We start from the raw sequence: 13,366 nt of genomic DNA on the forward strand, positions 1-13,366 counted from the left end.
TCCCTCCCCTTATTTGTAATACACTGTTTTCAATACTTCTATATAGTCATAAAATTCATCCCAATATGGATCAAAGTTGACCGTTGCTAAGCTTTGGCTCTTTAATCGGGCAATTAACTCATTTTGATAGCCTTCCATCGACCACTGAATCAATTTAAACGCCTTCTCTGTATCTATGTCATTACCAAATAGTGAAGTATCAATATTGTCATAGAGTTTTGAATTCCCTAGCATCATGATTTCTGCATGCCGCTTCTTAAAGTTATCCGGTAATCCTCCTTCGTTAATAAAAACACTACCTAAAAAGTTCAGTACGTTAGGGTGTTTTAGGTGATAGTCCGTTTTTATTCTCGCAATATACTTTAGCCGTTCGATAAAGTCAGGTTCCGACGTATCCATACGATTAATGAATTCTGTAGTTGTCACATCTAAGCAGTAATCCACTAGGTAGTTATATAGTTCTTTCTTATTCTGGAAGTAGTAAAAGAGCATGCCCTTCCCAATTCCAGCATTTTTCACAATTTGATTCGTAGAGGCTTTCTCATAACCATTCGCAGCAAACTCTTCCAACGCTGCATCTATAATTCGTTTTTGCTTTTCAATATCTAAGTTGTTAAATGACGTTGTTATCAGGAACCCCTCCTTTTAGTAAAGGTTATGTAGCTTTTCATCACTTTAGACCAGCATGGTCGATTTGAATATAACAGATTAGACCAGGGTGGTCAATAGGTGGTAGTCTATTTTTTCACCGGCTATACCTAAAATAAAAAGGTTGTCTATAAAAGCTATAGACAACCCTTTCTCCTTATTGGTATTCTGTTAGCTCCAAACTAATTAAGGCACCCCAATGATTTCCTATGTACCAGGTATCTTCGCCTTTCATTTGGTAGAGTTCCAGTTCGAATCCGACATTCCCAGTAATGTTATCTTCTTCCGTGGTTGCTTGAACGTTTCCTGAAACCCAAACGATTCGCATATCGCCTTCTGGCTTATCATAATCTGAAATATTATAGACCTCTTGATCGGACGTTACTTCATTTTCCGTAATTTCCCATTCCTTTAGTCCCACTTGCTTGGCCATTTCTATTTCTACTAATTCCCTTGCCATTCTTTGAAACTCTGATTCATTGGAAACTGGTGGAGATGGTTCTTGAACCACCTGCTCTTCTTCACTTTCCACTTCCTGTGATTGCTTCGGTTGCTCACTTTTTGGCTCATTCTTTTCTACTACATTAGTAGGTTCTTCTTTAGTACTAGCGGTGTTGCTTTCGAAAACATTAATCTCCAGCAATGTATTTACTAGACTCCCCGTAACGAGTATCAAACTAATTAGCAGGATGCTCACGGTAGGAAACGTAATTTTGTTTTCCTTTTTAACTAAGATTACTAGAATAAAAATAATAAATGCAGCTACCCCTGAGGCTAATAGAATGAAGGTTATGTTACTCATGATTGGTTCTCCTCATCGTTGAATTATAATAACTTGAATATTATACCATTACTTCAGCCAGTTATTATGCTGCGGACTCTGGCGCCTTTGCAGATATGACTAATCTCGGGTGAGATGTACCCGTACCTGAGTGTGATGTGCCCTAAACCAAGTAAGATGCTCCCGAATCTAGCGTTATGTGCCCTAAACCAAGTAAGATGCTCCCGATCCTAGCAAGATGTGCCCTAAACCAAGTAAGATGCTCCCGAACCTAGTGACATGTGCCCTTAACTTTGCAAGATACAACCAATCCAGCATGAAGCATAATTCCTCTATCAGGTATTGATTAATAGGAACTTGGCAACGATGTTAAGAGAATTTCATTAGTTTGGACGTGGTATATTTATGATAGAATTCTTAAAAGAAATGGCCGTCATTCTAGGTAGAATCATTACTATTCTACCGTTGTTATTAATCGTTACGATATTTATGGGAAAGCGTGCAATAGGGGAGCTGCCTGTTTTTGACTTTTTAATTATCGTAACGCTCGGGGCAGTTGTTGGTGCAGATATTGCTGACCCTAATATTCATCATCTTCCTACTGCTGTTGCTATTGTTGGTATTGCATTACTTCAGAAAGTCGTTGCAAAGTGGAAAATCTCTAATCGAAAGGTAGGAAGATTACTAACCTTTGAACCTACCATTGTCGTACAAAATGGCGTCATTCTACAAGGCAACTTAAAAAGAATTCGCTACTCCATTGATAATGTTCTGCAAATGCTAAGGGAAAAAGATGTCTTTGATATTAGTGAAGTAGAAATCGCCATCGTTGAGTCAAATGGAGCGATTAGTGTACTGGAAGAAACCACTTAAAAGCTCGGTAACACTAGAGGATATGGACATTGTCCGAACAACTTCAAAGCTCACTTTCCCTGTTATCGTAGAAGGAGAAATCTATTCCGATGTTCTTCGTGATTTGGGGTTAGATGAAGGGTGGATTAAAAAACAACTTAAAGAACGAGATATTATGGACATAGAAGAAGTCTTCTTTGCTTCCATTAATAAATATCTGGAATTACAAGTCTCTTTATACGAAGAAAACCTGATGACTATACCAGCGATTAAACACTAGGGACATGGGGACAGAGAACTACTACCCTAAAATCAGACATTAATAAAAAGGGATACTTATGCAGCTAGTAAATGATTCCGGTATTGTACCGGAGTCATTTTCTCTAACCCCCATTGATACCGTCGGTTATTGTATACATCAATATAAGAATCCACAACTTGCTGTAATTCTTTAAAATTCCGACAATGTTTATATTCTACTTCATCTATAAAGTGTCCAAAAAGTGACTCCATAGGGGCATTATCCCAACAATTTACCTTACGGCACATGGATTGTGTTAACTTCAATTCTTTCGCTTTCTTTTGAAACTCTGGATTTGTGTAGTGGACCCCCTGATCTGAATATAAGATAGAATTTGGTTTGATAATACCGGTGTTTTGATCCAGGTGTTCTAATGTTTTATAAACAATACTCATTTCTAGATTGGTAGATAAATAGTGTGCAATAATTGCCTTTGTACACCCATCTTTAACATATGATAAATAAGCTTTTTGGCCATTCCGGAAAAACTCACTCGTGAACAGCTAGCTGTTTGGTATGTTCGTACATTAGGACTTGAGACAGCAGTGAAAAATCATTCGATTTATAAGCTACATTTTAGCGACGCCTATAACATTCAGAAGGAATTTACAGGGTATATTGCTTTAGCAGATTCCTTACAGTTATTAAGTGCGGAAGATAATCGTTTCAAGCCAAAAGGGGAAGTGACGTATGCTGATATAGCTGTATCTATCTTTGATTTGGCTCATGCTATTCATGAGCATGGGGGAGGGGATCGGTTGTATTATTAGAATCTGAGGGGACTGTCCCTCTGTGAATTACTTCACAGAGGGACAGTCCCCTCATTATATTTTAAAGTCACCCTATAATCTATATCTCAACCACTGGATTTCTCGCTTCATCCAATTGCTTATCCAACTCTAGCGTATATTCATTTATCTGCTCTGAAGACCATCCAAATTCGTCTGCTAAAATATTGATTGCGGCTTCTTTATGCTCAATCACCCAGTGAATATCAAAGAACAATGCACCTGTACGGCGGATAAAGAAGTCAACCGGTTTATAGGCTAGCTCATAATCAATAGCATAGCGTAGCATGGCATACATTATTGGATCATTGTTGTGAGTTTCTATTACTTTACGACTATTTTTATAGATTTCAAATACAACATCTACATTCGAACCATAACGTCTAATTAGCAGCTCTGCAGTAGTCGCATCTAGTCCTAATGCCTGTCCATCTACTAGTTTTTGCTTAAGAAACACTTCAAATCCTTTTGAGCCACCAACGTCACCACCTGAAATCGGCAAATGTTCTGTCTTTGCCCCAGAATAGATAATACCTTCTTCTTCCTTCAATTGCTTAGCAACCAAGTCTATGATACCCTCAGCCATTTTTCGGTAACCAGTTAATTTTCCACCGGCTATGGACATTAATCCCGATTCTGAGACGAAGATTTCATCTTTACGTGATATTTCTGAAGGGGATTTCCCTTCTTCATGAATAAGTGGACGTAATCCAGTCCAACTCGATTCTACATCAGCAACAGTGATACCGATAGATGGAAACATATAATTAATCGCCTTAATAACATAATCCCTGTCCGCAACCGTCATTCGCGGTTCGGCAATTTCTCCATCATAAACCGTATCTGTTGTTCCAACATAAGTCTTTCCATCACGAGGGATAGCAAAAATCATTCGTTTATCTGGTGTATCAAAATAGATTGCTTGTTTCAACGGGAATCGTTTTCCATCAAACACTAAATGGATTCCTTTTGTTAAATGCAAATACTTCCCTTGTTTGGACCCATCTTTTTCACGCAACGTATCTACCCATGGGCCAGCAGCATTAATAATCTTTTTGGCGTAGATTTCTGATTCTGTATCATTGGTCAAATCAAGTACCTTCACGCCAACTACTTTTCCATCTTCATAAATGAAGTCCGTCACTTTCATGTAGTTCAACGAATAGGCACCTTTTTCCACTGCTTTTTTCATCACTTCCAAAGTTAATCGGGCATCATCTGTTTTATATTCGACGTAGTACCCTGCACCCTTCATTCCAGTCGGGTTTAATAATGGTTCACGAGTAATTGCCTCATCTGGTTTAAACATTTTTCTGCGTTCCGTCTTTTTCACGCCCGCAAGAAAGTCATAGACCATTAAACCAATATTCGTTGTAAATGGTCCAAATGTTCCTCCTTTATAAAACGGAAGCATCATCCATTCGGGTGTTGTCACATGTGGTCCATTTTCATAAACGATTGCTCGTTCCTTCCCCACTTCAGCCACTACTTTAATCTCCAATTGTTTCAAATACCGTAATCCACCGTGAACTAATTTGGTTGATCTGCTGGAAGTCCCAGCAGCAAAGTCTTGCATTTCCACTAAAGCGACATTCATCCCTCTAGTAACAGCATCTAACGCTATACCTGCACCGGTAATTCCACCACCAATAACAAGTATATCTAAATTCTTGTTCTGCATATTTTGTTTGATTTCATCTCTTTGCACATTAGAAAATTTCATGTTGTAATCAGTCCTTTCCTGACTTTTCCTATGGATCAAGTTTTTATCATGTATTCAAGAAATTACCAAAGAAAAACAAAAAGAGACCAAAACTTCTCTCTATCTATTTCTAGATAAAGAGTGCTATGGTCTCTCGGTTTTCTCCAGCCAACTTATTAACTTGTAATTAGTATACCATTATATTTGGAAATTGAAAAGTTACTATTTAAACATCCTTGTCGCACTAACTGCAGTTTTCCAGCCTTTGTATAGTTCATCTCGCTTTTCATTCGAGAAATCATCCGTAAATGTGTGTTCATTTTTCCACTGTTTCGCAATCTCTTCTTTTGATTCCCAGAAGCCTACAGCTAGTCCTGCAAGGTAAGCTGCACCTAAGGCCGTTGTTTCATTTACAACTGGTCGCTCTACAGGTATTCCTAGTATATCACTTTGGAATTGCATCAGAAGGTTATTTTTAACCACTCCACCATCAACTCGAAGTACTTTCGTTTTAATTCCAGAGTCTAGTTCCATGGCTTCTAAGACGTCCCTAGTTTGGTAAGCTAACGATTCTAGGGTAGCTCGGATGAAATGCTCTTTGGACGTTCCTCGAGTTAGACCGAATATGGCACCACGTGCGTCACTATCCCAATAAGGAGTTCCTAATCCGACAAACGCTGGGACAACATATACGCCTTCTGTTGATTCTACTTTGGCAGCATATAGCTCACTCTCTTTAGCGTCCCTAATCATCCGTAAACCATCACGAAGCCATTGAATCGCAGAGCCTGCAACAAAAATACTTCCTTCCAGTGCATACTCTACCTTTCCATCCACACCCCATGCGATAGTGGTAAGTAATCCATGTTTTGATTGGATAGCCTTCTCACCAGTGTTCATCAACATAAAGCACCCGGTTCCATAGGTGTTCTTTACCATTCCTTTATCAAAACAAGCCTGGCCGAAAAGCGCTGCTTGCTGGTCACCCGCGATTCCTGCAATCGGTACCTCATGGCCAAAGAAGTGGTAATCCTTTGTCACCGCATATACTTCGCTCGATGGGCGCACTTCAGGAAGCATACTTGTTGGAATGGTTAGAATATCTAGTAATTCTTGATCCCACTCTAAATCGTAAATATTAAACATCAATGTACGGGCAGCATTTGAATAATCCGTCACATGCGCGCGGCCACCAGAAAGCTTGTACACGAGCCAAGTATCAATTGTACCGAATAGTAACTCCCCATTATTAGCCTTTTCTCGCGCACCTTCTACATTGTCCAAGATCCATTTTACTTTTGTACCGGAGAAATATGGATCGAGTAGCAAGCCTGTTTTTTCAATAAACGTATCGTTATAACCTTGTTCACGAAGTTCTTGACAAATCTCCTCCGTTTGACGAGATTGCCAGACGATTGCTTTATAGATTGGCTTTTTCGTATGTTTGTCCCAAACAACCGTTGTTTCTCTTTGGTTGGTAATACCAATACCGGCAATTTGAGCAGGTGAAATATCTGCTTTTCGTAGTGCGTCTGCAATGCACGCAAGGACGGATGTCCAGATTTCATTCGGATCATGCTCTACCCAACCTGGCTTTGGAAAAAACTGTTCAAACTCATGTTGGGAAGTTGCTACGACATTTCCTTCTTTATCAAAGATTATTGCCCTTGAACTCGTTGTCCCTTGGTCTAGGGAAAGTATATATTGTTGCATGGTATTTCTCCCTTTCTAAAAGGTAAAGAAGAGCCGAGGACTAGTCCTTGCTCTTCTTACATTTACCTAAATGTACCTATTTCCTTTAGATTACTGTATAGATTGCTGTATTTGCAACTGTAATTAATGTCATTAAGATTGTATTTAAGAATGCTGCTGTATACACATTTCCTGTTTTCATAAATAGGAATCGGTTAAAGATAGCAGCAATCGCCAATACTGGCACAAGACCAATGACGATAATAGATGATAGGGACTCGGATGGATATCCCGCTACACCAGTTGTAAATAGCAGACCATAGTGGAATGCAAGGTAAAGTATTAAACCACCTACAAAATGTAAGATCGATGCAACATAACCTTTAAAGCCATTAAACTTCTCACCAGTCGTATTCGCATTTACAGAAATACCGATAACGAAATAGTAGATAAAGAACAATGGTGCATATTTTAGCAGCGCTAATACATGGTGTCCTTCAAATGTTTTCACCGCAAATGTCCATAATCGGAAGTCTGTTTTGAATACTGCATCAACAAGATAAAGCATTGCATATCCAACGACAATAGCAATTACCGCTGCAATTAATCCTGCTAAGATTGTTTTCACACTTGCCTTTACGCCATAATGGGCCATGGTTGCACCTTCTGATTTTTTCGTAAAATAATGTGTGCTAACTAATAACATAAGAAGAATAATTGCTACATTAATTGCCCAATAAACAACAGGATTCACAGTTGGTCCACCAAAAGTTTCTGTTGTCGCAATAAACTTCTCTCTTCCATCTAAATACCAGTATTGAATAACACTTAACACAAGCATAACGATAGACCAAGATTTAATATTTTTCTCTGCTTTTTTCACGAATGAATAGATTAATACGATTAAAGCAGTTACTAGCGTAACAATGTTAATTTGTGTCAATATTCTTAAGCCAGTTTCATCACCACTATACCAAGCAGTAAAGAATAATGCTGGTACTAATCCACCGACAAACAGTAGCACATAGCTTGCTACTTTAGAGCCAGTAGTTTTTGGACCAGGTAATACATCTGCCTTTTTCGTTAAAATATTATTAAAGAATGGTAGTTTTGCAAGTAATAGAATGACCGGAATAAACAATAGGAAGAACCCAATAAGAGCTACAAATGAGAATATCTCTTTATAGATCCACGTTTGGCCATCTTCACCAATTGTCACCACATCACTGTAGTCTGCAAATGTCATATCATAAAAATCAATGGCATAACCAGTTGACGTCATCGAGAAGTGATTCCATGGATGGGTTTCATTTGGTTGATAAATCACACGAACTCCACCATCTACTTCATAGAACTCATCCGCTTGAGCGTTTGCTGGGTTACCTAAGAACCCTTGTCCTTCTTCCGTACCAACATAATTTTTCTTCACAACTGGTGTACCAGCTGCATTTGCTTCATTATCAAAGAAAAACTCATCATACACACCAGCGATTTTACCAGATGTTCTTGGACCGTAAGAACCGTTTATATCTTCAGGAGTATAGCCTAGGAAAGATAACCACCAGTAATCCGACCCCATTGTTAGTGAACTAGCGATTTTACGATAGCCATTTTCTTGAAAGTCTAGCTCGTCTAACATGACAGCGTGTGTGGAAGAAAATCCACCCATGGAGTGTCCAGAAACAGCAATCACACCATTGTTATTTTCATCTTTTAACACATAATCTTGCTCATAAATGTACTGAACCGCATCATATATGGCATGTGGCCAGAACGAGAAGAAGACAACTTCTTTTTCTTGTGTATTTGTGGAATGTCCATGATCATATTGGTCAAGTGCAAGAACAACATAACCCCTCTTTGACATTTCAATCACTTGGGCATCTTGCATTTCACCTGAGTTTAAATAGCCATGAGTTGCAATAATGGTAGGCCTAGGGTTTTGATCAGCGCCTTCTGGTTTATATAATAGACCCGATAGTTCTCCTCTAGGTGTTTCAAAATAAATGCGTTCTACCTCTACATCTCCACCTGAACTATTAAATTGAGATGCAGCAAAACTTCCGACAAAAATTAATAATAGTGCAATAACAAGCCATAAGACCGGATTTGTTAACTTTTTCATAATTTCCTCCCCTTTATATCGTTTTAGTAATAATTGTAGGTAATAAAAAAAGACACAACATATCGTCTCTGAAAATACCTTTTCAAAGAAAATAGTGTGTCTCCATATCCCGTCACAAATTATTAACTTGACTCTAGTATAAATTCATTTGAAAGCGATGTCAATAGTTGTTGTTTTTTGTCAAAACTAGATTCATCTAATACCAACGCATTTCCTGTTTTTAAGGATTGTGTTGGTTTGCAAATCGGTTACCATAGTTCTTTATTAGAAGTTGTTACCGCAGCCGCACCACCGTTTAATGTGTTTTCCACTTCCTCTTTTGTACGAATTAGCCCACCCGCAATTACTGGGATTCCAGTTTCCTCATGTATTTCTCTCATAATATGTGGGATAATTCCCGGTAGAACTTCGATATAATCTGGTTGGATACTTTTGCATAGCTTCACATTATGATTAATAGCATGACTATCGATAGCAAACAGTCGTTGAATGCCCATGATGCGATGTTTCTTTGCAGTTGAAATTACGTTTCCCCTTGTAGATATAATACCATCCACTTTAATGTTATTAATTAAGTATTCTAATCCGTACTCATCCACCTTTAATCCCTGAATTAAATCAGCATGTATGAATACATTTTTATTTGCTTGCCGTAAATATTTAACCATATTTTGAAGCTGCGATAGTCTTGTCTCTAACACAATGATATTTTCATGCTTACTATCTAGTACATGTTCAAAATCCTTCATGCTCCGAACAGCAGGCAATACACCTTGTAAATTTATCAATACATAAACCTCCTTTGGTGGGGATGGCCCTCTTACCTTATTTCACGCCTAGATTTCTGAAGTTTTTTCCCTTATGTATCCTTCAATTAAGTATATTCAAGAAATATTCTAATTGATTACATGTACTAAAATCAATACTTGTTTCAGTATATTTATTTTACTCATATTCTGATGAGAAGTCTAATTCGGTAGAACTCGGATAAAAAATCTATTAGGAACTCTCATAAAAAATTAGACAGAGATGAGGAGGTCGGTTCTTAACCATCGATTTTAAAAAAACAAAAGAAGCATTATATCTCCGCTTCTAATCTTGTTACTATTTAATTCACCATGTTGTTAACTTTCTTCCTTTTTTTGAATTGCTTTATAAACATTTGGGACACAGGGACAGTAATCTGTACCTTATAGAGTGGACACCTAAATAACGGGACACACTTTATGGGGTACTTTTAATATATATTTGGGGAAATAGGAAACAGGAGCTGGGAGTTACTAATGGATAAAAAGCATTTCACTCAAAAAGAAAAGGATATTTTAAAGAAAAATCCTTATGTTAATTCAGTTGGTGAATCAATCATAACCTATACAGATGAATTTAGAAGGATCTTTATTGCGGAAAGCGAGAATGGAAAATTACCAAGAGAAATCTTCAAAGATAGTGGTTTTAACGTTGATTTATTAGGTAGTTATAGAATTAGGAAAGCTGCTTACAGGTGGAAGAAGGCGTATAGAGAGTCGGGTATAGATGGACTAACAGATTCACGAAAAGATTATTCTGGTAGACCAACTAAAGAAAACATGTCACTTGAGGAAAAGAATGCGCGTATAGAAGCGCAAATTCAATTGCTTAAAGCAGAAAATGAGTTACTAAAAAAGTTGAAAATGATGGAAAGGGGGCAGGGGAAAAAGTAAAAAAACTTAAATTAACACATTCTATGTCTAGGGAAGCAAACTGTTGGGATAACGCTCCACAAGAATCTTTCTTTGGCCATTTAAAGGATGAGGCTAATATAAAACAATGTAGAAATTTAAGTGGGTTAAAAACAGAAATTAGTGGCTATATAAGATATTATAACCACTCAAGATATCAATGGAACTTAATGAGGATGACCCCTGTCCAATTCAGAGGTCATCTTCAAAGTGCAGCATAGTGTCCCTTTATTAAAACGTCCTTGACAGTGGGTATAGATTACTGGAACTTTGTCCCTATTACCTATTTAATACTACTCACTCTTTATCACCGATTTCCGATAAATCTATTTCTTCATAACCCCACACAAATAATTATTTTCAAACCAAAACGCTGTTCACTTCGTCTAAAATAGGTAGAAGAGGTGATACAGAATGAATGAACTGGAACAATTAGCAAAAACAGATACATTTATTAACGATAGAGAAGCGATCATTGACCAATTGATGGAAGAATATAGTGACAGTATTCTGTATCTCGTAATAACTTACGTGAAAAACCAGACGACTGCTGAGGATTTAACACAGGAAATTTTCATCAAGTGTTATGAAAAATTAGATCAATTCAAGCAACAATCCTCGCTAAAGACTTGGCTTTACCGAATAGCTAGTAATCACTGTAAAGACTATTTAAGAAGTTGGCATTATCGCAAAATATCTCTTAACGAAAAAATTTGGGAATACATACCTTCTAAATCGACCAATGTGGAAGAAGAAGTCATTGCTAAAAGCCAAGAAAGCAATTTGACTAACGCTGTCATGGCTCTACCCATTAAGTACAGAGAAGTTGTTTTTTTGCATTACTATGAGGAACTAACCCTAGCAGAAATAAGCAAGATTACCACGATAAACATAAATACGTTGAAAACTAGATTGAAACGAGCAAAAGAAATATTGAAAGATACCATAGAGGAGGCTTATGATGAGTAATCCATTGTCTAACTTAAAAAGCGCTATGAATAAAACCATCTTTAAGGAGGCATCTTTTTCCAAAGAACGAAGAATCGCGGTAAGAGAAGCAATCAGGGAAAAGCAAAATGGGAATCAGCTACATTCTTGGAAGGAGAATACGATATTAGCAGTTTTGGAATCTCTTCTACACGAACCAAAACAAGGATATGACATTTCCACCAATCTCTTTCAAAAACAAGAACTAAGTTTCCAAGGCAATGAAGGACAACTTTATACTCTTCTACATCTCTTAGAAAACAAAGGCATTCTTATATCAAAGTGGATCGAAGAAAAGAAGTATTACTCCTTATCTTCAAAGGGTAAAAAATTCTTGGCAAGCTATAAGGAAGAAAGCCCCAAACATCTTATTACATTAAAGAGTCTCTTAGAGGAGGCATCGTTATGAGCCAAGAAAACTTCAGGGGATTTTTAAATAAAGTTACCTCTAAAGTGAAATCGAAGGAAGCACATAGCATGATTAAGAATGAGCTCTCTAATCATATCAACCAGTTGAGCGAATCCTTCCAGAAAAGTAACCTTACGAAAGAGGAAGCAGAAGAAAAAGCAATACGAGAAATGGGCAATCCATACACATTAGGAGAAAATCTAAACCGTATTCACAAACCAAAAATGGATTGGTTACTGATTGGATTATTTATTGTTATTGCATCGATTAGTTTTCTCCCAATAATTAACGGAGTTCCGGAGTTACCGAATTCTGGCAACCATTTTCTTAATCAGAAAATTATTGGGTATTTCCTATCCATCCTTATCATTGGTACATTTCTTTTCTTCGATTACAGAAAGATTAAGAACTATTGGATAGGCTTCTACGGAATTGGTTTAATCCTGTTTATTTATACCAGTTTGTTTGGTCTTATATCATTAAGCGCAAAAAATTGGGTTTCACTCTTTGGCATTACCATTGATGTAGGAACAGCAACATTGTTTTTCTTTTTCCTCGCTTGGGCTGGCATATTTAGTAGGATAAATGCATTTAATACTTGGATAAAGAAAATGTTACTTTCATTCCTATTTTGGACGCCAATCCTGTTTTATATAATGATCCCTAATCTAGGGGTTATGATGATTTACTTCTTCTGTATAGTAATGTTGTTTGCCTTTTCTAAGGCTCAAAAAAAGTTAGCGATTCAATTGGTAATCCTTAATCTAGTAGTATTTATTCTGATTTTTAGTTTATATTTTTCTACTTTTCTTGGGACGGAGCGAATGAATAGACTTACTGCATTTATGAATCCGAATGCTGATCCTTTTGATTCAGGATATATTTACCTTAAACTTCAGGATATCTTTTCTCGGGCAGGATGGTTTGGTAATGGGCTTGACCGAGTCCCTCCATTACCATCAGCACATACTGATTTTGCATTCCCTTTTCTTGTCTATACGTTTGGCTGGGCATTTGGAATTGTCCTTTGTATCACCCTGTTAACATTTATTTTGCGTATATCTATGAATACCTTTAAAACAAAGGATCAATATGGGAGATTGCTAGTAATCGGCGGTGCGACACTATTTACGGTACCAACACTTTGGAACATCCTGATGGGATTAGGAATGTTACCGATTACGGGAGTATCCATCCCCTTTATTAGTTACGGTAATACCACGCTTGTCGTTTACTCCGCTATTCTTGGTCTCATTTTGAGCATTTATAGAAGAAAGGATTTGGTAGAACCTACCGTACCAAATCTTAGATAATAATAAATAAGCCTGTATCTGTTTTTGTTCAGATACAGGCTTATTCTAGT

The 13,366-nt window shown here is 37.3% G+C and carries 11 protein-coding genes and 2 pseudogenes; 6 read left to right on the plus strand and 7 right to left on the minus strand.

Annotated features, from left to right (window positions below):
- Positions 1–9 precede the first annotated feature (9 nt).
- A complete protein-coding gene (locus tag TE34_RS16045; protein ID WP_047985841.1) occupies positions 10–633 on the minus strand; it encodes a TetR/AcrR family transcriptional regulator in 624 nt (207 codons plus the stop codon).
- A 172-nt stretch (positions 634–805) separates the two neighbouring features.
- Positions 806–1,450 (minus strand): hypothetical protein, encoded by a 645-nt coding sequence (locus TE34_RS16050; RefSeq protein WP_047985842.1) that lies wholly within the window; start codon positions 1,448–1,450, stop codon positions 806–808.
- 384 nt (positions 1,451–1,834) lie between these two features.
- Here TE34_RS16050 and TE34_RS16055 point away from each other — a divergent pair.
- A pseudogene (locus TE34_RS16055) lies at positions 1,835–2,561 on the plus strand (DUF421 domain-containing protein).
- Positions 2,562–2,617: 56 nt separating this feature from the next.
- Here TE34_RS16055 and TE34_RS21700 read toward each other — a convergent pair.
- Complete coding sequence (locus TE34_RS21700; RefSeq protein ID WP_084710745.1) at positions 2,618–3,085, minus strand: IS3 family transposase; 468 nt, start codon at positions 3,083–3,085, stop codon at positions 2,618–2,620.
- Here TE34_RS21700 and TE34_RS16065 point away from each other — a divergent pair.
- On the plus strand, positions 3,053–3,352 hold the full coding sequence (locus tag TE34_RS16065) for an S-layer homology domain-containing protein (RefSeq protein WP_047985843.1): 300 nt from the start codon (positions 3,053–3,055) through the stop codon (positions 3,350–3,352). The two genes, TE34_RS21700 and TE34_RS16065, sit on opposite strands and share 33 nt — an antisense overlap.
- Before the next feature lie 79 nt (positions 3,353–3,431).
- Here the strand turns inward: TE34_RS16065 and TE34_RS16070 are convergent, their stop codons facing one another.
- The 4 genes from TE34_RS16070 to TE34_RS16085 form a co-directional block, all read right to left on the minus strand.
- Positions 3,432–5,093, minus strand: a complete 1,662-nt coding sequence (locus tag TE34_RS16070) for a glycerol-3-phosphate dehydrogenase/oxidase (protein ID WP_047985844.1) — start codon at positions 5,091–5,093, stop codon at positions 3,432–3,434.
- Between the two features lie 201 nt (positions 5,094–5,294).
- Complete coding sequence (gene glpK, locus TE34_RS16075) at positions 5,295–6,785, minus strand: glycerol kinase GlpK (protein WP_047985845.1); 1,491 nt, start codon at positions 6,783–6,785, stop codon at positions 5,295–5,297.
- An 85-nt stretch (positions 6,786–6,870) separates the two neighbouring features.
- Positions 6,871–8,889 (minus strand): alpha/beta hydrolase family protein, encoded by a 2,019-nt coding sequence (locus tag TE34_RS16080; RefSeq protein WP_047985846.1) that lies wholly within the window; start codon positions 8,887–8,889, stop codon positions 6,871–6,873.
- Between the two features lie 248 nt (positions 8,890–9,137).
- Positions 9,138–9,677, minus strand: a complete 540-nt coding sequence (locus TE34_RS16085; protein WP_157037659.1) for a glycerol-3-phosphate responsive antiterminator — start codon at positions 9,675–9,677, stop codon at positions 9,138–9,140.
- A 495-nt stretch (positions 9,678–10,172) separates the two neighbouring features.
- Between TE34_RS16085 and TE34_RS20805 the strand changes: the two are divergent.
- From TE34_RS20805 to TE34_RS16110, 4 genes and pseudogenes are all read left to right on the plus strand, one after another.
- Positions 10,173–10,828, plus strand: a pseudogene (locus tag TE34_RS20805) (IS3 family transposase).
- Between the two features lie 193 nt (positions 10,829–11,021).
- Positions 11,022–11,576, plus strand: coding sequence for a sigma-70 family RNA polymerase sigma factor (locus tag TE34_RS16100; protein WP_047985849.1), 555 nt, complete (start codon positions 11,022–11,024; stop codon positions 11,574–11,576).
- Complete coding sequence (locus TE34_RS16105; RefSeq protein WP_047985850.1) at positions 11,569–12,003, plus strand: PadR family transcriptional regulator; 435 nt, start codon at positions 11,569–11,571, stop codon at positions 12,001–12,003. Before TE34_RS16100 ends, TE34_RS16105 begins: the two co-directional genes overlap by 8 nt.
- The gene (locus tag TE34_RS16110) at positions 12,000–13,316 is read left to right on the plus strand and encodes an FtsW/RodA/SpoVE family cell cycle protein (protein WP_047985851.1); all 1,317 of its coding nucleotides are present in this window, start codon (positions 12,000–12,002) and stop codon (positions 13,314–13,316) included. The genes TE34_RS16105 and TE34_RS16110 overlap by 4 nt, the downstream gene beginning before the upstream one ends.
- Positions 13,317–13,366 lie beyond the last annotated feature (50 nt).

The organism is Ornithinibacillus californiensis (genome assembly GCF_001038485.1).
GTDB classification, from domain to species: domain Bacteria; phylum Bacillota; class Bacilli; order Bacillales; family Amphibacillaceae; genus Ornithinibacillus; species Ornithinibacillus californiensis.